At 70.9% G+C, this 22,690-nt stretch carries 23 protein-coding genes; 7 read left to right on the forward strand and 16 right to left on the reverse strand.

Features of this window, described 5'->3' with window-relative positions; genetic code table 11:
* Positions 1 to 53: 53 nt before the first annotated feature.
* Positions 54 to 911 (reverse strand): aldo/keto reductase family oxidoreductase, encoded by an 858-nt coding sequence (locus tag QSK31_RS13145; protein WP_285683867.1) that lies wholly within the window; start codon positions 909 to 911, stop codon positions 54 to 56.
* A gap of 85 nt (positions 912 to 996) precedes the next feature.
* On the opposite strand from QSK31_RS13145, the gene QSK31_RS13150 reads away from it, so the two are divergent.
* Positions 997 to 1,422, forward strand: coding sequence for a winged helix-turn-helix transcriptional regulator (locus QSK31_RS13150; protein WP_285683868.1), 426 nt, complete (start codon positions 997 to 999; stop codon positions 1,420 to 1,422).
* A gap of 170 nt (positions 1,423 to 1,592) precedes the next feature.
* On the forward strand, positions 1,593 to 2,780 hold the full coding sequence (locus tag QSK31_RS13155) for a cysteine desulfurase-like protein (RefSeq protein ID WP_285683869.1): 1,188 nt from the start codon (positions 1,593 to 1,595) through the stop codon (positions 2,778 to 2,780).
* Here QSK31_RS13155 and QSK31_RS13160 read toward each other — a convergent pair.
* Genes QSK31_RS13160 through QSK31_RS13170 form a run of 3 tightly spaced genes read right to left on the reverse strand, consistent with a single transcriptional unit; the run spans position 2,732 to position 5,361 of the window.
* Complete coding sequence (locus QSK31_RS13160; RefSeq protein WP_285683870.1) at positions 2,732 to 3,298, reverse strand: GNAT family N-acetyltransferase; 567 nt, start codon at positions 3,296 to 3,298, stop codon at positions 2,732 to 2,734. The genes QSK31_RS13155 and QSK31_RS13160 overlap by 49 nt on opposite strands.
* Positions 3,299 to 3,303: 5 nt before the next feature.
* Positions 3,304 to 3,744 (reverse strand): hypothetical protein, encoded by a 441-nt coding sequence (locus QSK31_RS13165; RefSeq protein WP_285683871.1) that lies wholly within the window; start codon positions 3,742 to 3,744, stop codon positions 3,304 to 3,306.
* Positions 3,745 to 3,753: 9 nt separating this feature from the next.
* On the reverse strand, positions 3,754 to 5,361 hold the full coding sequence (locus QSK31_RS13170) for a carboxylesterase/lipase family protein (protein ID WP_285683872.1): 1,608 nt from the start codon (positions 5,359 to 5,361) through the stop codon (positions 3,754 to 3,756).
* An 86-nt stretch (positions 5,362 to 5,447) separates the two neighbouring features.
* Between QSK31_RS13170 and QSK31_RS13175 the strand changes: the two genes are divergently transcribed.
* Positions 5,448 to 6,605 (forward strand): beta-ketoacyl synthase N-terminal-like domain-containing protein, encoded by a 1,158-nt coding sequence (locus QSK31_RS13175; protein ID WP_285683873.1) that lies wholly within the window; start codon positions 5,448 to 5,450, stop codon positions 6,603 to 6,605.
* On the opposite strand, the gene QSK31_RS13180 is transcribed toward QSK31_RS13175, so the two are convergent.
* Complete coding sequence (locus QSK31_RS13180) at positions 6,593 to 8,278, reverse strand: GDSL-type esterase/lipase family protein (protein ID WP_285683874.1); 1,686 nt, start codon at positions 8,276 to 8,278, stop codon at positions 6,593 to 6,595. The genes QSK31_RS13175 and QSK31_RS13180 overlap by 13 nt on opposite strands.
* Before the next feature lie 115 nt (positions 8,279 to 8,393).
* On the opposite strand from QSK31_RS13180, the gene QSK31_RS13185 reads away from it, so the two are divergent.
* Positions 8,394 to 9,443 carry an acyltransferase family protein gene (locus QSK31_RS13185; RefSeq protein ID WP_285683875.1) on the forward strand — a complete coding sequence of 350 codons (1,050 nt, stop codon included), beginning with the start codon at positions 8,394 to 8,396 and terminating at the stop codon, positions 9,441 to 9,443.
* A gap of 1 nt (position 9,444) precedes the next feature.
* Here QSK31_RS13185 and QSK31_RS13190 read toward each other — a convergent pair whose 3' ends face one another.
* The 10 genes from QSK31_RS13190 to QSK31_RS13235 form a co-directional block, all read right to left on the reverse strand.
* Entirely contained in the window at positions 9,445 to 10,578 is a 1,134-nt protein-coding gene (locus tag QSK31_RS13190) for an acyltransferase family protein (RefSeq protein WP_285683876.1), read from the reverse strand.
* A gap of 75 nt (positions 10,579 to 10,653) precedes the next feature.
* The gene (locus QSK31_RS13195) at positions 10,654 to 11,448 is read right to left on the reverse strand and encodes a S1 family peptidase (RefSeq protein WP_285683877.1); all 795 of its coding nucleotides are present in this window, start codon (positions 11,446 to 11,448) and stop codon (positions 10,654 to 10,656) included.
* Between the two features lie 24 nt (positions 11,449 to 11,472).
* Positions 11,473 to 11,856, reverse strand: a complete 384-nt coding sequence (locus QSK31_RS13200; RefSeq protein WP_285683878.1) for an HPF/RaiA family ribosome-associated protein — start codon at positions 11,854 to 11,856, stop codon at positions 11,473 to 11,475.
* 438 nt (positions 11,857 to 12,294) lie between these two features.
* Positions 12,295 to 13,137 (reverse strand): hypothetical protein, encoded by an 843-nt coding sequence (locus tag QSK31_RS13205; protein WP_285683879.1) that lies wholly within the window; start codon positions 13,135 to 13,137, stop codon positions 12,295 to 12,297.
* A gap of 175 nt (positions 13,138 to 13,312) precedes the next feature.
* The gene (locus QSK31_RS13210) at positions 13,313 to 13,861 is read right to left on the reverse strand and encodes a hypothetical protein (protein WP_285683880.1); all 549 of its coding nucleotides are present in this window, start codon (positions 13,859 to 13,861) and stop codon (positions 13,313 to 13,315) included.
* 208 nt (positions 13,862 to 14,069) lie between these two features.
* Positions 14,070 to 15,209 carry an ice-binding family protein gene (locus QSK31_RS13215; RefSeq protein ID WP_285683881.1) on the reverse strand — a complete coding sequence of 380 codons (1,140 nt, stop codon included), beginning with the start codon at positions 15,207 to 15,209 and terminating at the stop codon, positions 14,070 to 14,072.
* Between the two features lie 224 nt (positions 15,210 to 15,433).
* Complete coding sequence (locus QSK31_RS13220) at positions 15,434 to 17,281, reverse strand: GGDEF domain-containing protein (protein ID WP_285683883.1); 1,848 nt, start codon at positions 17,279 to 17,281, stop codon at positions 15,434 to 15,436.
* A 4-nt stretch (positions 17,282 to 17,285) separates the two neighbouring features.
* Positions 17,286 to 17,843, reverse strand: a complete 558-nt coding sequence (locus QSK31_RS13225; protein ID WP_285683884.1) for a hypothetical protein — start codon at positions 17,841 to 17,843, stop codon at positions 17,286 to 17,288.
* Positions 17,844 to 17,934: 91 nt separating this feature from the next.
* Positions 17,935 to 18,030 (reverse strand): SAM-dependent methyltransferase, encoded by a 96-nt coding sequence (locus tag QSK31_RS13230; RefSeq protein ID WP_285683885.1) that lies wholly within the window; start codon positions 18,028 to 18,030, stop codon positions 17,935 to 17,937.
* Positions 18,031 to 18,059: 29 nt separating this feature from the next.
* Positions 18,060 to 18,497: a MarR family winged helix-turn-helix transcriptional regulator gene (locus tag QSK31_RS13235; protein WP_285683887.1), complete on the reverse strand. Its 438-nt coding sequence runs from the start codon at positions 18,495 to 18,497 to the stop codon at positions 18,060 to 18,062.
* Between the two features lie 58 nt (positions 18,498 to 18,555).
* Here QSK31_RS13235 and QSK31_RS13240 point away from each other — a divergent pair, with 58 nt between their 5' ends.
* On the forward strand, positions 18,556 to 18,996 hold the full coding sequence (locus QSK31_RS13240; protein WP_285683889.1) for an SgcJ/EcaC family oxidoreductase: 441 nt from the start codon (positions 18,556 to 18,558) through the stop codon (positions 18,994 to 18,996).
* Here the strand turns inward: QSK31_RS13240 and QSK31_RS13245 are convergent.
* Positions 18,986 to 19,345, reverse strand: a complete 360-nt coding sequence (locus tag QSK31_RS13245; RefSeq protein WP_285683892.1) for a hypothetical protein — start codon at positions 19,343 to 19,345, stop codon at positions 18,986 to 18,988. The two genes, QSK31_RS13240 and QSK31_RS13245, sit on opposite strands and share 11 nt — an antisense overlap.
* Before the next feature lie 162 nt (positions 19,346 to 19,507).
* Here QSK31_RS13245 and QSK31_RS13250 point away from each other — a divergent pair, with 162 nt between their 5' ends.
* The gene (locus QSK31_RS13250) at positions 19,508 to 21,199 is read left to right on the forward strand and encodes a YncE family protein (protein WP_285683894.1); all 1,692 of its coding nucleotides are present in this window, start codon (positions 19,508 to 19,510) and stop codon (positions 21,197 to 21,199) included.
* Positions 21,199 to 22,308 carry a hypothetical protein gene (locus tag QSK31_RS13255; RefSeq protein WP_285683897.1) on the forward strand — a complete coding sequence of 370 codons (1,110 nt, stop codon included), beginning with the start codon at positions 21,199 to 21,201 and terminating at the stop codon, positions 22,306 to 22,308. The genes QSK31_RS13250 and QSK31_RS13255 overlap by 1 nt, the downstream gene beginning before the upstream one ends.
* Positions 22,309 to 22,690 lie beyond the last annotated feature (382 nt).

A 22,690-nucleotide genomic window follows, 5' to 3' on the forward strand; every position in this document is an offset into this window, starting at 1 on the left:
GGCCTGGTCACCGGGCGCCGCCCGCCGGACGGTGGTCACCTCGCTCATGCCACCTATCGGACCCCGATCTTGTCCAGCTCGGCGACGTCCTCTTCGGACAGTTCGAGCTCCGACCCGGCGAGGTTCTCGCGCAGGTGAGCGACCGACGAGGTGCCGGGGATCAGCAGGATGTTCGGCGACCGGCGCAGCAGCCAGGCCAGCGCCACGGCCATCGGTGTCGCGTCCAGCCGGGCGGCCACGGCGTCGAGCGCGGCGGACTGCAGCGGGCTGAAGCCGCCGAGCGGGAAGAACGGCACGTAGGCGATGCCCTGGCCGGCGAGCTCGTCGATCAGGGCGTCGTCCTGCCGGTACGCCAGGTTGTAGAGGTTCTGCACGCACACGATCGGGGCGATCGACCGCGCCTCGGCGACCTGCTCGGCGGTCGCGTTGCTCACGCCGAGGTGCCGGATGAGGCCCTGCCGCTGCAGCTCGACGAGCGCCTCGAACGGCTCGGCCAGCGACCCGGGTCGCGGTCCCTCGGCGTCGCCCAGCCGCAGGTTGACCAGGTCGAGGACGTCAAGACCCAGGTTCTCGAGATTCTGGTGTACGGAGCGGCGCACCTGCTCCGGCTCCCGTGCGGGTGGCCAGCCGCCCTGGGCGTCACGGTTCGCGCCGACCTTGGTCACGATGTGCAGCGACTCGGGGTAGGGGTGCAGCGCCTCCCGGATGAGCTGGTTGGTGATGTGCGGGCCGTACGCGTCGCTGGTGTCGATGTGGGTGATGCCCAGGTCGACCGCCTCGCGCAGCACGGCGAGGGCGCCGTGGCGGTCGGCGGGAGGGCCCATCACCCAGGGACCGGCGAGCTGCATGGCGCCGTAGCCGAAGCGGGTGACGGTCAGGTCGCCCAGGCTACCGGTGGAAAGATTCGTCATGTGCTTCACTCTGGTGGGGTAACTTCCTGATGGGAAGTACGCACTTCCAGGTTCGTTAGGTACCCACGGGTGGGAGGAGCAGTCGATGGCGACGACAACGGCGGCCCAGCGGAGAGCTCAGGCCAAGGTGGAATACGACGCTTTCCTGGCCGGATGTCCGAGTCGCAAGCTGCTCGACCGGATCTCCGACAAGTGGGTCACCCTCGTGCTGTCCGCGCTGGGCAGCGGCCCCGGCTGCGTCGGCGAGCCCCGGCCGATGCGCTACTCGGAGCTCTCCCGCCTGCTGGCCGGCGTGAGTCAGAAGATGCTCACCCAGACGCTGCGCTCCCTGGAACGCGACGGCCTGGTCACCCGCAGCGCGACGGCGACCGTGCCCGTCACGGTCAGCTACGAGCTCACTGACCTCGGCCTCTCCCTGCACGAGATGGTCCGCGGCCTCAAGGCCTGGGCGCAGACCCACATGGACGACGTCCTGGCCAACCGCGAGTCCTTCGACGCGGCGTCGGTGTGACCTGGGTGAGCGTGCTGCGGGGCCGGCCCCGTGCCCGGCCCCACCCCTCAAAGGCAACACCGGTTTCGGGTACGCGCGGAAGCACCGGCGATGACCGTCGAACAATGTGATTTGTTCGCGCAGGTCAGCGCAATGTCCACGCGGGGACGCGAACAAATAGGGTCGACGTCATGGAGCTCGACGTCGCCCGGATCCGGTCCGGCTACCCCGCCCTCGCCGAGGGATTCGTCCACTTCGACGGCGCGGGTGGCACCCAGCCCGCCGCCGCCGTGATCGACGCGATCGCCGCCACGATGCGCACCGCCGTGTCCAACCGGGGCACCGCCTTCGCCCCGGCCCGCCGCTCGGGCGAGATCGTCGCGGCGGCCCGGGCGGCCGTGGCCGACCTGGTCGGCGGCCGGCCGGACGGCGTGGTGTTCGGTCCGTCGGCGACAGCACTCACCTACCTGGTCGCGCGCACGCTCGCGCAGGGCTGGGGCCCCGGCGACGAGGTGGTGGTGTCCCGGCTCGACCACGACGCCAACGTCCGGCCGTGGGTGCAGACCGGCGCGACGATCCGCTGGGCCGACGTCGACCTCGCCACCGGGGAACTGCCGGTCGAGCAGTACCGGGACCTGATCGGCCCGCGGACCCGCCTGGTCGCCCTGACCGCGGCCAGCAACGCCACCGGCGCCGTCCCCGCGGTGCGCGAGATCGCCGACCTCGCCCACGCGGCCGGCGCTCTCACGTACGTCGACGGCGTGCACGCCACCGCCCACCGCCCGACCGACGTGGCCGCGCTCGGCGCCGACTTCTACGTGACCAGCGCCTACAAGTGGTCCGGCCCGCACTACGCCGCCGTGGTCGCCGACCCGGCCACGTGGGCGCCGCTGGAGCCGGTCAAGTTGATCCCGTCACCGTCGACCACGCCGGACCGTTTCGAGTACGGCACGCTCAGCTTCGAACTCCTGGCCGGCGTGACGGCCGCCGTCGACCACCTGGCCGCGCTGTCGCCGCTGGCGCCCGCCGCCCTGGACCGCCGCGCCCGCCTGACGGCCAGCATGACGGCGGTGACGGCCTACGAGAACGCGCTCACCGACCGCCTGCTGGCCGGCCTGTCCGACATCGACGGCGTGAGCATCCTGGCGGCGCCGGCCGGTCGCTGCCCCACGGTGTCGTTCCGCCTGGACGGCCGGCCGCCCGCCGAGACCGCCCGCATCCTCGGCGAGCAGAACATCTGCGTCTCGAGCGGGGATTACTACGCGGCCGAGTACTTCGAGGCCGCCGGCCTGCGGGACACCGGCGGTGCGGTCCGGGCGAGCATCTACCACTACAACACCGCGTCCGAGATCGATCGGCTGCTCGACGCCCTCTCGTGAGCTAACACCGCGTACACGAGCTGGTCGGCCCACTCCCCCTGGAACAGGTAGCTTTCGACGTGGCGGGCCTCCTGACGCATGCCGAGCCGGGCCATCAGACGGACGGACGCCTCATTGCGGCCATGGCACCGGGCATAGATCCGGTGCAGGCCGAACTCGTCGAAACCCCAGTCCACCAGCGCCGCGGCGGCCTCGGTGGCCAGCCCGCGGCCGCCGTGACCGGGATGGAAGACATAACCGAGTTCGGCCGTGCGGTCGGCCTGGCTGCGCCACACCAGCTCCACGGTCCCGATGACGCCGGCGTCGGTGACCGCGGCCAGTGTCAGGCAGTCGCCTTCGGCACGAAGCGCGTCCTCGCCCGCCATGGCGATCACCGACGCCCGCGACTGCTCCCGCGTGCGCAGCCGGGCGCCGAGCATCCAGCGGACCACGTCGGGGCGGCACTGCCAGGAGTGCACATCGTCGAGGTCGTCCAGGGTGACCGGCCGCAGGGTGAGCCGGGCGGTACGGATGATCAAGGATGTCACCGTCGGCCGGTGGACAGGGCGACGAGGAACTGGCCGCCGCCCGCGTCGACGGTCGCGGTCACCGGCAGGCCGGGCACCAGCCGGGAGAAGCGGTCGACCAGCCAGTCCGCCGCCTCCTGGGCGTCCTTCCTGCTCGGGCAGCGGGCGACCAGCTCGCGGCCGCCCTTGCGTTCGAGGCGCTCGGCGACGGCGACCAGCGGCGCCGGCTCCACCACGTGCAGACGGTCCGGCCAGGCGATGACGACCTTCACCGCGCCCTTGCGGGTGTTGCAGGCACGGTGGGCGAGGCGCTCGGCGACCTTGGCCTTGCGGTCGGCGGTGCGGCTGTCGACGCTGGGGCCGCGCGGGTCGTTCACCGACATGCCGGCGTCGACCGGCTCGTCGCACACCCAGCATCGCCAGCCGTCGCGCTTCGCCACGTCATCGAGGAGACTCATCCGAGCAAACTAGCCCATCTGCGACTCCCAGAGAGCGCACCGGTGCCGGGCGGCGAGATCGACCGGACGGATCCCGCGCGGTCCGGGTGCGAGGGACTGAACGTGAACGCCGCGAGGGGTGAACCTGGGCCAGACCGGTGATCCGACGCTGTTGGGGTTGCCCGTGGCCGCGAACCGCAGCCAGTACCGCACCATCTGCCGGGACAGCCGGCTCTGTGCCGCGTTCAGCCGGTCGGGGAAGACCGGTCCGCCGAAGAGGTACTGCAGTTCGGCGGCGTGGTAGGCGCCGAGGGGGAAGCTCACCGACTCGGTGCCCGGGAACAGCGGTGGCGCGTTCCGGTCGGTGAACTCCGCCGCGAAGGTCGGGACGAACCGCGCCAGCGCCCGCTCGGTCCACAACGCCGGGCACGACCAGGCGCCGTCGGTGAACAGCGCCGACAGGGCCAGGCTGGGCGAGCCGTACGCCGCCGACGTGTACCGCGCCAGGAGGCGGGTGGCGTGGTCACCGAACTGCGCCCGTACCGCGGCCTGGTATTCGGTCTCGGTGATCGGCCTTCCGGCGGCGAGCTCCTCGAGCGCGACGAACAGGCGGTGTTCGTCCCGGGTGCCGAGGTGCATCACGGGCACCCGGTTGAAGCGGCCGGAGGAGACCGCCACCCCGGGATCCTCGGGCAGGACGTCGCCACCGAAGGCGGGCGGGAAGGCGATCTGCGACGCCGGCACGGCAGCGGCGAGCAGTTCGTCGATCGGCACCTCGCGCAGGCAGGCGGCGGCGGTGGCCGGATCGGCGCATCCGAAGCGCCCGGCCGCCTGCACGCCCAGGCTCTCGGACTGCGTCAGATGCCTCCACCAGGGCAGCGCGGCGGGATTGTTGACGCAGGGGGCGCTCTCCACGATCGCGCGCTGGAACAGCCCCGCGGCTGCCGGGGACGCCAGCTGGGCGCAGACGCTGCCGCCGCCGGCCGACTCGCCGAACACCGTGACGTTGCCCGGGTTCCCGCCGAACGCGGCGATGTTGCGCCGCACCCACCGCAGGGCCGCGGTCTGGTCGGCGAAGCCGTACGCGCCCGACTTGGACCTCCCCCGGTCGAGCGCCGGGTGGGCCAGGAAACCCAGCGCGCCCAGCCGATAGTTGATCGTCACCAGCAGGACCCGGCCGCCCGCCAGCAGGCGGGACGCGTCGTAGTCGCTGCCCGCGCCGGTGGTCAGCGAACCACCGTGGATCCACACCATCACCGGAAGGCGGCTTCCCGCGCTCACCGGCGGGGTGGTGACGTTGAGGAAGAGGCAGTCCTCGCTGGTACCGGCGGCGTCCGGCTGGGGGCAGCGGCTGCCCGGGACGGTGGCGTCGCGGACCCCGCGCCAGGACGCCGCCGGTTGCGGTGGCTGCCATCGCCGGTCGCCGACCGGCGCCGCGGCGTACGGGATGCCGGAGAAGGTACGCCGGTCCTCGGCGACCAGGCCACGGATCCGGCCGGTCGCGGTCTGGACGACGGCGGGGCCGCCCGCCTGCGCGGAGGCCTGGGCCGGCGCCGCATACCCCGCGGTGCCGATGAGTGTGGTCGTGACGGCGAGGGTGAAGATCCTTCGTCGTATTGATCTTAATGAATCCCTCATGTCCAGCAGTATGCCTGCCGGCCGAACAATTCGACCCTGATCGAAAGGCTCCGCCGGCGCCCCTCGGACACTGGGACGCTGGGGCCATGGTGGCGGGGATTTACGGGATCGGCGCCGTGACCGGCTACGGCTGGGGTCGCGAGGAACTGTGGGAAGGACTGCTCTCCGGGCAGTCCGCCTGCACGCCCAGCCCGGGATACCGGCCGGGCCCGGACGATCCGGGGTACGCCGCTCACGTGCCGGACGGCGGCGATCCCGCCGACGGCACCAGCCGTTTCGCCCGGGCGGTGCGCGCCGCGGCGCGCGAGGCGATCGGGGATGCCCGGTCGAACGGCTGGGTGCCGGGCCGGCGGGTCGGGCTGCTGCACGCCACCGTCCTCGGCGAGGTCGACCTGTGGCGTGACTTCTACACCGTGCACGACCGGAAGCTGTCCACCCGGGACTACCTGGCGCTGATGCCCTCGACCCCGATGTCGCTGCTGATGCAGGAGTTCGGCTTCCGGGGCCCGGCCATGGCGGTCTCGGCGATGTGCGCCTCCGGCAACGCCGGCATGATCACCGCCAAGGCCTGGATCGACGCGGGCATCGTCGACGACGTCATCCTCATCGCGACCGACCTGTCCTGCACGCCGGAGAGCCTGGACCACTTCGTCGGGCTGGGCGTCGCGGTCACCGACACGCCGCCGCTGCAGGCCTCCCGGCCGTTCCAGGCCGGCAGCCGCGGCTTCGTCATGGGCGAGGCCTCGGTCGCCTTCGTCCTGTCGGCGGCCGGCGGCAGCGCGTACGCCGAAGTCCTCGGCGGCGCCATGACCCACGACGCCTACCACGTCACCTCGATCGAACCCGGGCTGACCTCCGTCCGAAGCTGCTTCACCGACGCCATCGCCGATGCCGGCATCGACGCCGGGGACGTCCGCTACCTCAACGCGCACGGCCCGGGCACCCGCCAGTGCGACGCCGCCGAGGCCGCGATCCTCGAATCCCTGTTCCCGCCGGCCGCCGAGGTCTTCTCCGTGAAGCCGCTCACCGGACACTGCCAGGGCGCCGCCTCGGCCGTCGAGATCGCGGTCAGCGCCCTCGCCTACCGCCGCGGCGTCATCCCCGCTCCCCCGGCCGTCGCGGAAGCCCACCCCCGGCTGCTGACCGGACTGCGGAAGACCGAGCCGGGCCTCACCGTCAAGTCCTCTCTCGGCATGGGCGGCCACAACTCCGTCATCGTCCTCGGCCCCGGTCAGGCGCCGTAGACCTCGACCTCGTAGATGCGGCCTGTCGTGCCGCCGTCCTGCTGGCCGGTGTCGATCAGCAGCCGCACGTGGCGGGCGCTGACCGGGCCCGCCGTGGACGTCGTGACGCCGTCGGCGTTGCCGGTCACCGTGGCGAACGTGGTCCAGGTGGTCGCGTCGGGACTGGTCTGGACGCGGTACGCCCGGGTGTTCAGGGCGGACGGCTCACCGCCGGCGGACGCGTGGCGCACGATCACCGTGCGGACCGCGGCGGGGGCGCCCAGATCGACCTGCCAGGTCGCGCCGCTCACACCCGTACACCACTTGCTGTTGTTGTCCGTCGTGCCGTCGACGGCCTTGGCCGCGTCCTCGGCCGTGACACACGCCGCGCTCGCGGTAACCGGGCGCTTGAGGGCGAGGTTGGCGGCGGCTGCCGGATCGGCGGCCTCACGGGTGCTGTCGTTGATGGTGATGTCGTCGACGTAGCCGCGGAAGACACCGGTGGCCGCGGGCTGGTCGTAGCCGAGGTGGATGCGGTCGACCGTGCGGCCGGCCAGCGCGGCCAGGTTGACGCGGACCAGGTTCCACCGGTTGACGACCAGATGGCCGCCCTCGCCCTGGAACTGCGGGTGGGCGCGGACCCCGTACTGGTCGACCGCGCCGGAATCGCGCAGGTTGCTGCCGTCGGTGAAGCGCAGATCGACCGCCACGTGGGCGCCGTTGGCCTGCTGCGGGAAGATCCAGTAGCTGAGGACCGAGGTCGCGGCGATCCGCAGGTGCGTGTCGAAGACCCGCGTGTACGAGTAGGAGCCGCTCGCGCTGAGGTCGTTGCCGGAGTACATCAACGCGTTCGCCCCACCACGGGCGGTCTCGGCGCGCGGGCCGGTCTCCATCCTGGTCAGGTTCGCGTTGTAGCCACCCACGTTGAGGCTGCTGTCCACGGTGTCCGTCCAGGTCGGCGCGGTCTCGCCCGGCTCCAGACCGGTACGCAGCAGCGGCCAGTCCCGCCCGCCGCCGAGCACGCTCTCCAGCGCCGAATACCAGAGGTCGCCCATCTTGGTGTAGCCCGCGTCGTTCGGGTGCAGCGTGTCGTTCAGGTCGGCGGCGGTGATGGTGCTGTTCAGATCGACAAGCCTGGTGTACGCCCGCGACGACAGCACCGACGGCACGGCCGCGTTGAACGTGGTGATCCGCGCGTTGATCGTCGCGTCCAGCGCGGGCACGATCTGCGCCACCAGGACGACCGCAGCCGGCGCACCGGCGTGGATCCGGTCGAGCAGCGTGCCCAGCCGGGACGGCGCGTTGCCGACGTCGAAGTTCTGATTCATGTCGTTCGTGCCGATGTGCAGCAGGACCACGTCGGGACGGCTGGTGGCGAGCCAGCCGTCGATCGACGCGGTGATCTGCTCGATCCGCCACCCCGAATGGCCCTCGTTGTCGGTGTCCGGCAGCGAGCCGGACTGCCCGCTGCCGACGTAGTCGACGGCCAGTCCCGCGCCGCCGACCAGGCGTTGCCACAGCTCGGGGCGGTAGCTGGAGGTGGTGCTCGACCCGGCGCCCCAGGTGATCGAGTCGCCCAGTGGCATGATCTTGACGGGCCGCCCGGCGATCACGGCGGCCCCCGCCTCGCCGGGTGCGACCAGCGCGAACGCGGCGACCAGCGCCACGGCGAGAATGCGGGACACCGTACGCATCGAGCCCTCCCGGTTTGCATTGAGCTACGTCGATGCTTGACCAGTTTCGCGCGCCGCGCAAGGTGCTGGTCTACACTCGCGCAGCCCGATTGCTGTCGATGTTCTTGGGGAGAACATGACCTTGCCGGTGGAGCGCGACGCGTTCTTCGACAACGTGAAGTTCCTGGCGATCGTGCTGGTCGTGTGCGGCCACGTCTGGGGGCCGCTGGCCGACGACCCGGAGCGGTTCCGGGTGCTCAGTTCCGCGTACACGCTGGTCTATCTCTTTCACATGCCGCTGTTCATCGCGGTCTGCGGATACTTCACCCGGTCGTACGCGCGTGACCCGGCCGGACCGAAACGGCTGCGTCGCCTGCTGCTGACCACCCTCGTGCCGTACCTGATCTTCGGGTCGCTCTACACGCTCTTCCGCAACCTCACCCGCGGCGGCGACTGGACGCCGATGAACCTGGTCGAGCCGTACTACCTGACGTGGTTCCTGCTGGCACTGTTCCTCTGGCGGCTGACCTCTCCCTTCTGGCTACTGGTGCGCTGGCCGGTCACGATCAGCGTCCTCGCGTCCCTGGCCATCGGCGCGGCCGAACCGCGTGACCTGGCCGTCGCGCAGTTCCTGCAGTTCCTGCCGTTCTTCGTGATCGGGCTGACGATCCGCCCGGAGTGGCTCGACCGGCTGCGCGCCGTGCCCTGGCGGCGGCCGGTCGCGGTGACGGTCTTCGCGGTCACGCTGGCCGGGTGCTACCTCTACGTGCCGGTCGCCCGGAGCGAGTGGCTCTACCGGCGCAGCGGGCACGACGAGCTCGACGTCAGCCTTGCGCAGTGGTGGCTGCACTCGGCGGTCCAGGGTGTGGCCGCCATCGTGCTCTGCGTCGCCTTCCTCGCCCTGGTGCCGGCCAGCCGGCAACGGTGGACCGGGTTCGGTGAGGGCACCCAGTTCACCTATCTGCTGCACGGCTTCGTCGTTCAGGGTGCGCTCGTCTGGGGCGCCTACCGCTGGGACCTCTGGAAGCACCCGGCCGGCCAGGTCCTGCTCACGCTGCTCGGGGTCGGGCTCTCCGTCGTGCTGGCGTCGGCGTTCGTGCGTCGCGCCACGGGCCGGCTCGTGGAGCCTCCGCTCGACTGGCTGTTCCGGTCGCCGGAGAAGAGCACGCCTACGAACGCGAGCTGAGTCAGAACCACACCGGGCCGCACCACTCCGGCTGCTCCTTGCGTGGCCGGCTGGCCGGGACCCTGCTCCACGGCAGCAGCGACACCGGGCGGCGGGCGGCCACGTCCTCCACCCAGCCGAGCAGCGCGACGAAGACCGCGACCAGCCCGATCGTCAGCACGACCATGACGAACATCTCGATGTGATCGCCGACCCGTTCCAGCTCGTACCGCTCGGCGGCGGCGAAGACGACCGCGATCGCGGCGTTGTGCCACAGGTAGATCGTCACGGCCCGGGCGTTGCAGAAGTTGACCAGCCCGTTCAGCACCTTGACCCGGCTCAGCCAGGCCATCTCCGGCGACACCCGGAACAGCAGCAGGACGAAGCCGGAGGAGTAGACCGCGTACGCGACCGGCTCGTTGGCCAGGTCGATGCCCTCCTCCCCGGGATGGCCGACCGTCCACCACAGACTCGCCGCGATCAGCACCGCCGCAACCGGCCCGAGGATCGACCAGCGCATCCGTTTCAGCACGCCGGCCTGGTGCGCGAAGCCGAGCACCCAGCACCCGGCGAAGGTGAGCACGTCGGTGACCGCCGACTCCACCCGCGGCGGCACCGGCCAGGTCAGGTAGTCCCAGAGGAACACCCCGATCACCGGAAGCACGGCGGCGACCAGGCCGATCCTGCGGTAGATCCGGTGCAGCAGCGGCGAGAGCAGGACCAGCCAGAGGTACGCGACCAGATACCAGAGCACGCCCTCGACCGGCGCGGCCCACGGCGCCGCGGGCGGCTCGACCACCGGGACCACCCAGAACACCAGGCGCGACAACTCCGGCCGGCCCGGCCAGTCCAGCAGCAGCATCACCGGGACCAGCAGGATCGCCATCGCCCACAACGCGGGCAGCAGGCGGCGCAGCCGGCCGGTGATCGCCTGCTCCACCGACCGCTGCATCGAGGTGGCCATCAGCGAGCCACCCAGCGCGAACATCACCCCCATGGACGGGAAGATCATGGAGAGCCAGGCGACCGGGAACATGTGGTAGAGGAACACCCGGATCAGCGCCGCGGCACGCAGGAAGTCGAAGTAGCGGCTTCGCTGACGGCCGCCGCCCTTCGTCGGCTCGGGCGCGGTGTTCGCGCGGTAAACGGCAGGCATCGGACGAGCTTAGGAAGATCTGCGACGGTCATTGCGGCTCTCGTCGCCCGTGCGGGGGAAGCCTTTCGGTCAGACCTAGGAGAGGTGCCTCTCGAGCATCGGCACGACGGTCTCGATCGAGTTCGCGTGTCCCTCGACCGGGGACTTGCCCGCGTCCCCGCCGATGTTCACGCCGACCACCTTGCCGTCCGAGTTCAGCAGCGGCGCGCCGCTGGTGGCCTTGAGGTCGACCTCGTCGTCGTAGGCGAACTGCAGGAACGGCGTGGTGGCCTTGCCGGTCTCCACGGCCGGGAAGATCCGCGAGCCCGGCTCACCCGACTCGGCCAGCAGGTAGACACGGTCGCCGGGCTCCGGGGGCGCCTCCGCGAGATCCAGCACGACCGCGCCCCGCGCGTCGGCGATCTGGAAGGCGGCGAGGTCCCGCCGGATGTCGACGTCGCTGGAGACCGCCTCGGGCAGGCTCACCATCGTGCTCGAGGCGATCTCGATGTTCTCGTCGTCCACGCTGGACGCGAACACGCCGGACACCACCCCGGGCAGTTCGGCGCCGGTGTACTCCCGGCTCATCCCGCCGGCCTCGCCGAGCAGGTGGTGCGCGGTGAGCATCAGCACGCGGCCGTCCGGCCAGTTGACCAGGAACGCGGACCCCGCGTTGACCTCGCCCTCGGTGGTCTGGAACGTCGGCCGGAACACGGCGTCGAGGTCGACCGGCGGCGGCACGGCGTCCTCGACGGAGGTGTCGGACTCCTCGGGATCGACGGAGAAGGCCGGCTCCGGGGCGGCGTTCCCACTGCCGCCGCGCGGGAGCAGGCCGCAGCCCAGCAGAAGGGCCACGACGAGGCTCGCCGCCACCGTCCTCGGAAGACGCATGGCGGCGAGCATAGTCGCGAGTTGCTACGGCAGGGGGTCCAACGTCGTGGGTTCGACATGCTCGCGCAGGTGCCGGTTGTTGCGCGGCTCCTGGCGGGTCTTCTGATCGTCGAGCCGACGCCGCAGATCGTCACGTACGTCGTGCAGCGCCGCGTGCAGATCCTCTTCCGACGAGGTCGTGACGATCTTATCCCGGCCCGCGATCCAGCACTCCAGGGTGACCTTCTGCCCGCGTGCCTCACGGTCCTTCACCGAGACCTCGATCTCGGTGGACTCCGCGTGGAACCCCGCGAGCCGATGGTCGAGCGTCGCGAACTGCTCGGCGATCCAGTTGCGGTCCCCTTGCGAGAACCCGTGACCGACCCGCAAGCACTCCTGCACGGTGGCTGGATCTGCGACAGCAGTCATGCTAAATCTCCTCAAACCCGGCGGACACTGACCCCCTCCTTGCTACCCATCCCGCCCGAACCGAAACTGATCAACCCTTTCGGGCGACCCCGTCGTACAGCGCCACCTGCGTGTCGGTCAGTGCGGTCTGTTCGTCCGGCCGCCACCGCAACGCTGCCGGGATGCGCGAGGCCCGGGCCGCCGAGTACCTTGCCGCGACGTGGTGCCCTTCCGCGACGCGGTCAAAGCCTGGTTCCGAATTTCGCTGCAGGACTGGGGCTGTCCGCGTAGGTGCGAGCCGACGCCGGCCGGATCGCCGCCGACCTGAACGCCATTCTCGACGAGACGGTGAGCTCGCGCTGATCCGCCGAGGCCGGGCCTGGGTGATGTCGGCGATGACGTCAGCTAGGTTCTCGTGCCCTGTGTCACGATGCGGCGCTGCGACCTGTGGGTCCTTGCCTAATTGGTGGCTTCGCGGGACTTGCGGCGGTGGCGGCGGGTCAATGAGAACAGGGCCAGGAGAATCAAGCCGGTCATCAGCGATCCGCCGGCAAGGGTCCACGGGCCGGTGAGCTTGGACATGATGGTGCCCCGCTTGCCGGTCTTGCCGGGATCGGGGAACGTGATCGTCGCGGTCACCGAATGGCTGACCAGCCCGCTCTTGAGGGTCAGGTCGACCTTCCAGGGCCCGTTCGGCAATGCTTGGGGGAACTGCACGATGACCGTTCCGGTCACATCGGGGCCCAGCGTTGCCGTGCTTGTCACCTGGAACGGGCCGGCGCGCTGACTGGCCGGGCCTTCGGAAAGGTCGGCGGAGCCGGTCATGTCGAGGGCTCGGCCGCCGGTGTTGGTCACGGTGACGACGAGCGACGGATCGCCGGCCTTGGTCCTGGCCGGGGTGAGTTCGTTGATGGTGAAGTCGGAGTGGGGTTCACCGCCAGGACCGATGTCGAGGTAGATCCGGACACCGGCCCGGGTGACCATACGGACGCCCCCGGACTGCGGGGCAGCCGACCCGACGGACGCCCAGATCACTGCGTAGCGTTCACCTTTCGAGGCGGCCGGCGGGACGGAGACAGTCGCCTCGACGACCTGCTTGGCGCCGGGCTCGAGGTCGAACTTGCCCTTGTCCAGTGAGATCCAGGAAGTCAGCTCGTTCGCCTCACGATCCGTACCGAAGACGAACCTCTCCTTGTCCAGCGTGGCGGCGCCCGGGTAGACCTCGACACGCCGCCGCTCCCGTGAGCTGTTCGCCACCCGGAGCTTGCGGTGGACGGTCGCGCCCGGGGCCAGGTGGTCCACGATGTATCGATGCGCGCGGGGGTCCTTCTCGCGGTTCGTCGGGCCCTCTATCAATTGGATCCCGATACTGCCCGGCCCGGCATCCCGGCGTGCCGGAGCCGCCTGCGCCGCCGGGCCGAGGGCCACGACGCACAGCAATGCCAACGCGGCCGTGGCGGCCGGGCGATCGCTGGGGTTACGCCACCGAATGCGTCACCGTTCCCACGTAGGCCCCAGCCACGTTGGCGAGCGGCGTATTGAAGATCAGCGTGGGATTCCAGGTAGCGGAGCCGTTACCGGTGCCGCCCGTGCGATTGAACGCGATGACCGTGGCATCAAGAGGTTCGGATTGGGCAGCAGTGGCCTGGCCGGGAACGAAGGGGCCGGCACCGGTCGTCGCCGTCGCCGGACCCGACCAGTATTCGACCAGGTCGTCAGTGATCGTCTCGGTAGGGGTGCCACCGCCCGTTTCGAAGTCTGTGCCCTCCGCCTCCACTTCCCAGGTCCCGTCGGCCGCGGCCCGGCCGTCAGTGACGGTAACTGGTCCAAGCGGCCCGCTGGTCGGAAGTCCAGCCGCGCCGCCAGCAATAGCCGCCGTGCCGGGGACCACGATGTCCAAGGTCCCTGCGCTGATGGTGAAGGTGACGATGGTGTCGCCGTCCGGTGCTGCTGCGGCCGGCGCGGCGCTCAGCCCTATCGCGAGAGTAGTCGCGGTGCCGATGATGAGGAATCTGGCGGTATGCACGGCGTCACCCTGCTTCTTTTCAGAGTCGATGCTCGGCCCTCAGATCAAGGGGTTTCACCTGCGGATGTCGATAACCGTACGGGGCAGCGGGGTGTCAAACTTGATTTCCGTTTAAAAGCAGCAACTCAGGCGAACAGGTGGTCGGGTAGACGGTCACACCCGTGCCACCGGCCTCCCTGAACCGTCATCTGCCAGGCCTCGACCGCACCTATGCGACCGAGTGCGTCACCGTGCCCGTGTAGCCGCCGCTCTGGTTCGCCAGCGGTACGTGGATCACGAGAGTGGGATTCCAGGTGAGGGTGTTGCTGCCGGTGCCGCTGACATGCGCAAAGGCCTGCAGGGACGCCGTGTTGTCAAGGCGCGACGCTGCGGCCGTGTTGAGCTGCCCCGGTGTGAAGGTGCCGGTACCTGACGATGCGGTGAAAGGCCCGGACCAATAGTCGATCCGTTCGGCCTGGATCGTCTGGGTGGGGACCCCCGCGCCGGTTCGGAAGTCGGTGCAGACGACCGTCGCGACCCAGCCGGCGACGGCCGGGAACCTGGTGTCGGTGACGGTGACGGCACCGAGCTGGCCGGTGATGGTGCCGCCCGGCACACTGGCTCCGAGGCTTGCCGACGCCGGCGCCGAAATGTCCAGGCTGCCAGGGCAGTCGGCCCTGGTGATGAGGTTGGTATCCAAGGTGACGGCGGCATCGCGTGCCAGGATCCGCCCGGTGACGGCAGCGCCGGAATTCACCGTTACGGACGTGGTCGCCATCAGGGTCCCGACGAAGCTGGTGCTGACGCCGAGGGTCGCCGAACTGCCCACCTGCCAGAAAACGTTGCAGGCCTGGGCACCGTCGATCAACGCGACGCTGCTGTTGCTCGCCTCGGTGATGAGGGTGGTCGCGGCCCGGAGGATGAACACCGCGTTGGGGTCGCCGTCCGCATCCAGGGTAAGCGTGCCAGCGATGCCGAGCGTCCCGTCCGGGGACGCATACAATCCCGGGTGGATGGTCTGCCCGCCGAGGTTCCCGGACGCGAGCAGAGCGGCCGGGCTCCGCGCAGCGGCATCGGCATACGCCGTCGCCAGGGCGGCATGGGCCGCACCCGCCGGGGGAACGCCCGGATAGATGGCGCCGCCGCTCACCGTGCCGGTCGGGTTGAAGCCGGTGACGGCTGTGCCTGGGCTGACCCCGACGTCCCCGCTGACCTGCGTGGCTCCGGTGCTGGTGACGGTGGTGGCCGCCAACACCGCGAATGAGGCTGCGGCCCCCAGCTCCACGGGGGTCTCGAGAGCGGACGCGGGCGGCACGCGCACGACACCGACCAGGGCCACCACGACCGCCGCGATCGTCACCCGCAGCATCGCCGCGGACCCGCGACTCCGCCCTGTCCGGGCCGGCCGAACCAGAGACGACATGACCACCCCCACGCCAACGGACAGCGGCGGCCCGGTCCCTTGACATTGGCGCCAGTGTCTTCGACCAAGGTCGACATTAGCGGCTAGAACCCCCCTTTGCCGCCGGTTTGCGATGGAGGGCGGTTACCGCCCCCGGACGATGCCGCCGCCCGACGGACGGCAGACCACGATCAGGCATCCGTCGGTCCCGCCACCTCGACGTACCACTGATGTTCCGCGCCCGCGGTGATCCTCGCGAACGCGAGTGCCTCGGTGGCGTGCAGCAGCAACCGGGTCGCGTCGTCGGTCGGGGCCGCCGCGGCGATACCGACACTCGCCTGCATGAATACCTGGTGATCGGCGACGATGAACGGCTCCCGGACGGCATCCAGGATCCGCTGCGCGATGGTGTTGACGTCGGCTTGCCAGACGTCCTCAAACAGGACGGCGAAGTCCACTCCGCCGAGTCGTCCGGTGAGATCCTTCGGGCGCACGGAGTTACGCAGCCGCTCCGCCAGGACGACCAGCAATTCGTCGCCCGCCTCGCGACCGTGCACCCGGTTGATCTCGTCGAACCTGTCCAGGCCGACCCGCAGCAGACACAGGCGCTCGGTGCCCGCGTCCAATGCGTACTGGGTCTCATCCTCGAACAGGGAACGGTCGGCCAGGCTGGTCAGCACATCCTGGGAGTTCGCCAGCGCGAGTTCCCAGTGGTACGGCGCGTCGGCGATGGCGTCGACGGTCACCGGCTGCTCCGCCAGGCGCGACGCCCGGTCAACGACCGGCCGGCGGCGGTCAATCTGTGGCGCCGGCAGATCGGCGGCCAACGGCTCGGCGACGATGACCGGCTCGGGAACAACAACCGGTTCGGCAATAACAACCGGCTCAGCCACGACCGGCTCAGCAACCACGACCGGCTCAGCGACCACGACCGGTATCGGCAGGGAGCCCACGCTGGCCGGCTTCCGCCTGACGGGCCGAGAGACGGCCCGGCGCCGGCGAACGGCGAACACGACCGACCCCGCCAGCAACAGGATGACGAGCCCGGCGACTGCAAGGTAGCGCCAGGCCGGAGCGGTCGCCCGGGTGCTCACCGGAGGTGCCGTGCCGGCGACGGGAAAGCTGATGGTGGCCTCCGCGCTACGTACGATCAGCCCGCTGCGTAACGTGATCTGAGCTTCCCACGGCCCCGCCGGCAGTTGCCCGTCGAGGACGATCGTTACCGGTTCGACAGCGCCGACCGCCAGAGTGACACCGAGGCCGGCAGCGAACGGGCCGGCGCTGAGCCCGGCCGGGCCGCCGCGCAGGTCCAGGGTTCCGTTCATGTCCAGGGTTCCGTTCATGTCCAGCGCCCGGCCACCGGTGTTGCGTACCGCGACGAAGATCATGGGCTGACCGGCGGCGGAGCGCGCCGCTGTCAGCGATTCGATCACGAAGTCGGCCTTCGGGGCCCCGCCCGGCCCGACGGACACGTAGAGGCGGATGCCGACCCGGCTGACCAGGGTCAGTCCCCTGCCCCCGGGCGGCGCCGAGCGGGCCTCGGCCCACACCACGCCGTACTGTTCGCCGGGCGCGGCGTCACGCGGCACGGCAGTGGTCACGGTCATCGTCACTCGTCCGCCGCCGGGCACATCAGCGCTGCTCGGGCTCACCGACGTCCAGGTGGAGAGGTCGTTCGGCGTGGCACCGGCGGCGCCCAGGAACGCGCCATCGGCAATGCCCGCCGCGGCGGCGTACAGCGAGACGTGTGCGGTAGACGAGGAGCCGTTCGTGACCTCGATGTGACGGCTGATGACCGTGCCGGGGTGGAGGTGGTCCACGATGCACATCCACGTGCGCGGATCCTTGCGACCGGAAAACGGCGCGTCGACAAGTCGCAACCCGATACCGCCGGGCGATGCAGCGGCAGGGGCCGGGTCGGGTGCCGCGGTCGCCGCGTGAGCGGGCAGCGCGACCACCGCGGCGCAGACCCCGACGGCCAGCAGCTGCCGGACGAACCCGACCAGACGGCCGGTCGCGGTGGCAAGCGAGACACGCATGAGATCAGAGGACGGAATGAGTGATCGTCACCGAGTAGGCGTTCGCGGCTATGCCGCCCACTACAGCGACTGAGATGGTGGGGTTCCAGGTGGCGGAGTTGTCGCCGGTGATGCCGGTAGCGGTGATCGCTGGACGCACACCGGCGAGGTTCCGCGGATCGTTCGCCGTGTAGGTGGCGGTGCCGATCTTCGCGATGGTTCCCGCGGTGTAGCTGACGGCGCTGGCGGCGATCGCCGGTCCCGACGGCGGGGTGACGGCGGTGGAGATGACGCTGGCGATCCAGCCCGAACCGGCGAGGGCCCTGCGCGCGTCGTTCACCCGTACCTGACCCAGCGGGCCACTGATCGTGCCCACGGCGTTGGGCAGCGTGGCGTCAAGGTTGCCGGCGCCAGCCGGCATGGTGATACCCAAGGGGCCACCTTTGATGGTGATGGTGATGGTGGTGTTGTCGCCAGGTGCCGCGGACGCAGGGGCCGCGACGCCCACCGCGAGTGTTCCGGCTGCTACGGCGACGAACAGACCGTTTGTTCTCATTTGCGTGCCTCGGATCTGCCGGTTCAAACACCGAGCGCTGGTGTCCGGTGCTCTTGCCGTGCTATTCGTGCTATTCGACAGGTATCCGTCCGACGTGAGATATCCAGTCGTTGCAGTGTCAGGCAGCGGCTACGGCCGACCTGTCCTTGCCACCGAGCAGGAAGTCGTACACCCGGGCGGGATGCGGTCGCCCGGTGTCCAGCGGCTCAGCCACGGCTGCCCCTTCCCGAAACGGCGGCGTCACTATAGCGACGCCCGGATCTCCGCCGTGGCCGCGTGCAAGGCCGGCGCCGCACGCTCGAAGAAGTCGAAGAGCAGGTCGACCTCCTCCGGCGTGTACGACCCCAGCACGGCCGCCAGATGCCGGCGGGCCGGTCCGGTGATCGCGTCGACGTCCAGGTTGGGCACGTGCTCGACGACCACCCGCCGGCGGTCCCGGGGATCCGCGGCGCGGCGGGCGTGACCGGCCCGTTCGAGGCGGTCGATCAGGCGAGTGGTGGCACCCGTGGTCAGGCCGGTGCGCTCGGCCAGCGCGCCGGACGTGAGCGGCCCGTCCTGCTCCAGGACGCTGATCGCGTGCCAGTCGGTGGTGTTCAGGCCGGCGGCCTCGGCGAGGGCCAGGCCGTTCAGCCCGACCGCGTCGAGGTAGCGGCGGAAAACGTCGTGTGCGTCTGGTCGCATTTACCTTCCCGTGGTTAGTATCTGCATGCGTGCAGATACTACACACGGGGAGGCAATCATGACCATCGACCACGACCGCCGCGCTGTGGAGGAGACCATCGCCGCCTTGGTGCGTGCCTGGGCGGCCCACGACGATCAGGCGTATGCCGCCCAGTTCACCGCCGACGCCACCTACGTGACCTGGGTCGGCACCCGGTACCAGGGCCGCGCCGACATCGCCGGCAGCCATCGGGTGCTGTGGCAGAGGTTCCTCAAGGGATCGACGCTGGCCGACGAGATCACGGACGTCCGTTTCACCGGCCCCGACACGGCCATCGTCACCAGCCGCGGCGAGGTCCAGCGGGGCAGACCCGGAAAGCTCGGCAAGATCCAGACGTACGTCCTGGTCCGCGAGCCGGGCGGCCGGTGGCTCATCGCCGCCTTCCAGAACACCAAGCACCGAGCCCTGGCCGAGGCCGTCTCTTTCCGCTTCGCCCCGGGCCTGCGTCCTACGGCGTGAGGCCGACCTGCTGGTTGAACGACCGGGTGTCCGGCGCCCACGCGATCATGGCCTGGATGTCCGCGACGTGGGGGTCCAGGCCCTCGGTGGTGCGGCCGTCCGGCCAGTGGACCTTCACGTCCGGCGCGTGGCTCTCGGCGAAGCGGGGCCAGTCGTGCACCAGGAAGATCTCGAGGTCGAGCTCGTCGAACGTCCGCAGGTGTTCCCGCTCGGCCCGGCTCGAGCCCTCCGGGAAACCGTTGCGGACGGCCTCGTGCGCCTCCGCCGGTCCACCGGAGACGGTCGCCCCGAGCGCGACCGCCCCCTGCGCGGCGAACCCTCCGTCGCTGAGCAGCTTGCGCCGATCCATGTGACACCTCCCTTTCACGCAGCTCAACGCGCAGGCCGGGGTCTCTTTCGGCGCGGAGTGCGAACGGGCATCGAGAACGGCACGAACTCGCGGAAGGTGCCAATTTCGCCTCAGGGGTTTACCCCCGCCCCATGGTCACAGCATGCTGATCGAGGGGGCACGATGAGTGAACGTAGCGGCTTGCCACCGCAGGTGCTGACCGGGATCGACAGCCCGATCCGGGACGCCCGCCTCAGGGGTGTGGGCGAACTGGCCCGGCTGACCATCGGAACCGATCTCGCGATGGCGGCCGCCGCACGCCGGGCCCTCAGCCACATGACCGGCGACGAGAGCCGGGTGGTCGCGGCCGCCGCGGCCGGGATGCTGGAGCGCACGGCCATCCGGCTGAACCCGGAGAGCGTCGACTTCGGACAGGTGCCGACCGTCGCCACCGAACTCGCGGCGAACATCGAGGTGCACGGTCCCCCGCTCGCCGCCGTCGGCACGGTCACGGCGTCCGGGCCGGGGCTGAGCGCCTCCCTCGACGACGGCCGGCTCCGGATCACCTGGCAACCCCGCACGGAATGGCTCGACGGGACGGTCACGGTCCACGGACCCTGCGGGTGGGCCGACGTACGTGTGACCGGCCGCGTCGCCATCCCGAAACCGTTCAGCCACCTGGACCTCGAGGAGCTCGCGGCCGCCGACATCGACCCGAACGCCGCCCGGGTCACCGTGCTGGTGGCGCCGCAACGCACCCGCAGGGCCGGGGCGGGCGCCCTGGCCGCCGTACTCGTCGCCCTGGTCCTGCTCGGCGGAGCCGGAGTGGCCTTCGCGCTCACCAACGGTGAGCAGACCCCCGCACCTCTGGCCGCACCCTCCCTCGACGCCTTGCCCTCTCCCGCGCCGAGCGTGACGACGAAGTCGGCGACCGTCCCCAAGGTGCAGCTCGCCCAGCCGCAGCGGGTGTCCAGCCTGGGCCGGCCCAAGGCGCTGCGGGCGATCAAGGTCGGCGAGGAGCCCGAGGGCGTGGCGGTCGCGCCGGACGGCCGGACGATCTACGTGGCCAACCAGGGCGAGCGCAAACTGTCTATCGTGGACGCTCGCGGCGGCAGGGTCACCGGCGTCAAACTGCGCAACACCCCGCGATTCGTTGCGGTGTCCCGGAACTCGCGGCTGGTCTTCGTGTCCATGTACGAGGAGGACAAGTCCGGCAGCGGCGTGGCTGTCGTCGACGCGGGCCGCCGCACCGTGATCCGGTACCTGGCCACCGGCCAGCAGCCGTACACCCTCGCCGTCGGACCCGATGGGCGGCTGTGGGTGCCGATCCACGGCAAGGGCAGACTCGAGGTGTACGACGAGGACGGGCGCAACCGTAAGCAGAGTTTCGACGTGCCGCCCAACCCGCATGCGATCGCCTTCTCCGCGCCGCGCAAACGGGCCTTCACCGCCAGCCACGAGTCCAACGCCGTGGCCGTCGTCGACACCGCCACCGGGAAGGTGGTCAGGTCCATCCCGGTCAGCAAGGCCCCGCACAGCGTCGCGGTCTCGCCCGACGGGTCCACGGTGCTCGCGGCCGGCTACGAGGCGGACAGCGCCGACCTGATCAGCGCCCGGACGCTCCGGCGCACCGGGCCGCTGAAGGTCGGGCGCGACCCGCAGTGCGTGGCCTTCTCCCGGGACGGGCGGCACGCGTACATCGTGAACGAGGGCGACGGCACGGTGTCGGTGCTGGACGCGCGGACCGTGAAGATCACCGCGACGATCAAAGTGGGCAGGAGCCCGCGGACCATCGCGACGTCACCGGACGGGCGGCTCGCGTACGTGACGAACGGCGACGACAACACGATCACCGTGCTGCGGGTCGGTGCGTGATGACCACCGCCGGCCTCGTCGCGCTGGCGATCGTGATCTGCGGCGCGTTCAGCTACGCCGCCGCGTCGATCCTCCAGGCGGTGGCGGCCCGGCGCAGCTCCGGCACGGTCAAGACCATGGGCCACCCGCTCTACCTGCTCGGCATCGCCTGCGACCTGCTGGCCTGGGCAGGCGCGATGGTCGCGCTTCAACAACTCGCCGTGTACGTCGTGGAGTCCGTGCTCGCCGGCTCCCTGGCCCTGACGGTGGTCGGTGCGCGGATCTTCCTGAAGTCCCGGCTGCGCAGGCGCGACGTGGCGGCCGTGGTCATCACCCTGGCGTCGCTCGCGGTGCTGGCCATGTCGGCCGGCCCGCAGGAGGACGTGCCGACGTCCTCCCGGCTGACCTTCTGGCTGTGCGCGGCCGCCGTCGCCGTGGTCGCCACCGGCTGGGGCGCGGCCAAGGCGGGCGCGCCCGGCGGGGTGGTGGCGGCGCTGGCCGGCCTCTGCCTGGGCGGCGCGGCGCTGGTCGGCCGGGCCCTCCCGGTGCCCGACGGGGACGCGTGGGAGGTCACGGTCGGCATCGTCACCGAGCCGCTGACCGCGGCCCTGCTGGTCTTCGCGGCGACCGGGATGATGCTGTACGCGCACGCCCTCCAGCACGGCGAGGTCGGCCCGGTGACCGCGGTGCACTGGACCTTCGAGGTGCTGACCCCGTCGGCGGTCGCGGTGGCCTTCCTCGGCGACACGGTCCGGGCCGGCTGGGAACTCCCGGCCGCGGCGGCCGCCCTGGTCACGGTCGCCTCGGCGGCGCTGCTGGCCACCGCCCCCGCGACCGGCATGACGCACGCGGGCGAGGAGCCGGTCAAGGCCCTGCCGTCCGGCGCCGTGGCGGGCGCGTCGCTGGTGCCCGCCGTGCGGCGGCGCGAACGCATCATCTGGTGGGGGCCGCCGCCGATCTGGCGCCCGCCGAGCCGCGCCCAGTCCGCCATCTTCACCCCGCGCCTGGCGTCCTCGGCGCGGGGTGAACTGACCTGGTCCCCCGCGGAGGCCGAGCCCGCCTGGGCGACGGAGTTGCGCAGGGCGGTCGCCACCGAACGCCAGAAGGCGAGCCCCTGGCACGACCTCTGACGAACACCGGCGTGCGTCTTGTCCGCGACGTGCTCCCTCTCGGGTGGCAGGACCGGGCGCTATCCCGGCCAGGGATGCCGTGCTGGGCTACCACCCGCGCGGACGGTGGTGGCTCAGCGCGGCATTTCGGGCCGGACACCGCTCTGCCCAACCACTGCGTGCCTGGTCCTACCACTGCGTGCCCGGACCCACCACTCACGCCCGGACCCACCACTCACGCCCGCTCCCACCACTCACGCCCGCTCCCACCACTCAGGTCGCGTCCGCTGGCGTGGTGTAAGAGGCGGCCAGCGCTGATCCGTGTGGGTTGATGTTAGGCGGCTATCTCGGCGGGTTCGAGGTCGGGTTGGGTGTCTTGGCTGGTGGTGATGGGTGTGAGGCG

It is taken from the genome of Actinoplanes sp. NBRC 103695 (genome assembly GCF_030269485.1).
Classification (GTDB): domain Bacteria; phylum Actinomycetota; class Actinomycetes; order Mycobacteriales; family Micromonosporaceae; genus Actinoplanes.

Excerpts from the sequence above, each read along its gene's own strand:
- QSK31_RS13200 (WP_285683878.1), bottom strand. The coding sequence starts at position 11,856 with ATGACTGCTGTCGCAGATCCAGCCACCGTGCAGGAGTGCTTGCGGGTC.
- QSK31_RS13245 (WP_285683892.1), bottom strand. The coding sequence starts at position 19,345 with ATGGATCGGCGCAAGCTGCTCAGCGACGGAGGGTTCGCCGCGCAGGGG.
- QSK31_RS13240 (WP_285683889.1), top strand. The coding sequence starts at position 18,556 with ATGACCATCGACCACGACCGCCGCGCTGTGGAGGAGACCATCGCCGCC.
- QSK31_RS13180 (WP_285683874.1), bottom strand. The coding sequence starts at position 8,278 with ATGCGTACGGTGTCCCGCATTCTCGCCGTGGCGCTGGTCGCCGCGTTC.
- QSK31_RS13185 (WP_285683875.1), top strand. The coding sequence starts at position 8,394 with ATGACCTTGCCGGTGGAGCGCGACGCGTTCTTCGACAACGTGAAGTTC.
- QSK31_RS13220 (WP_285683883.1), bottom strand. The coding sequence starts at position 17,281 with ATGCGTGTCTCGCTTGCCACCGCGACCGGCCGTCTGGTCGGGTTCGTC.
- QSK31_RS13190 (WP_285683876.1), bottom strand. The coding sequence starts at position 10,578 with ATGCCTGCCGTTTACCGCGCGAACACCGCGCCCGAGCCGACGAAGGGC.
- QSK31_RS13170 (WP_285683872.1), bottom strand. The coding sequence starts at position 5,361 with ATGAGGGATTCATTAAGATCAATACGACGAAGGATCTTCACCCTCGCC.
- QSK31_RS13215 (WP_285683881.1), bottom strand. The coding sequence starts at position 15,209 with ATGCTGCGGGTGACGATCGCGGCGGTCGTGGTGGCCCTGGTCGGTGTC.
- QSK31_RS13255 (WP_285683897.1), top strand. The coding sequence starts at position 21,199 with ATGACCACCGCCGGCCTCGTCGCGCTGGCGATCGTGATCTGCGGCGCG.
- QSK31_RS13150 (WP_285683868.1), top strand. The coding sequence starts at position 997 with ATGGCGACGACAACGGCGGCCCAGCGGAGAGCTCAGGCCAAGGTGGAA.
- QSK31_RS13250 (WP_285683894.1), top strand. The coding sequence starts at position 19,508 with ATGAGTGAACGTAGCGGCTTGCCACCGCAGGTGCTGACCGGGATCGAC.
- QSK31_RS13145 (WP_285683867.1), bottom strand. The coding sequence starts at position 911 with ATGACGAATCTTTCCACCGGTAGCCTGGGCGACCTGACCGTCACCCGC.
- QSK31_RS13155 (WP_285683869.1), top strand. The coding sequence starts at position 1,593 with ATGGAGCTCGACGTCGCCCGGATCCGGTCCGGCTACCCCGCCCTCGCC.
- QSK31_RS13235 (WP_285683887.1), bottom strand. The coding sequence starts at position 18,497 with ATGCGACCAGACGCACACGACGTTTTCCGCCGCTACCTCGACGCGGTC.
- QSK31_RS13165 (WP_285683871.1), bottom strand. The coding sequence starts at position 3,744 with ATGAGTCTCCTCGATGACGTGGCGAAGCGCGACGGCTGGCGATGCTGG.
- QSK31_RS13175 (WP_285683873.1), top strand. The coding sequence starts at position 5,448 with ATGGTGGCGGGGATTTACGGGATCGGCGCCGTGACCGGCTACGGCTGG.
- QSK31_RS13195 (WP_285683877.1), bottom strand. The coding sequence starts at position 11,448 with ATGCGTCTTCCGAGGACGGTGGCGGCGAGCCTCGTCGTGGCCCTTCTG.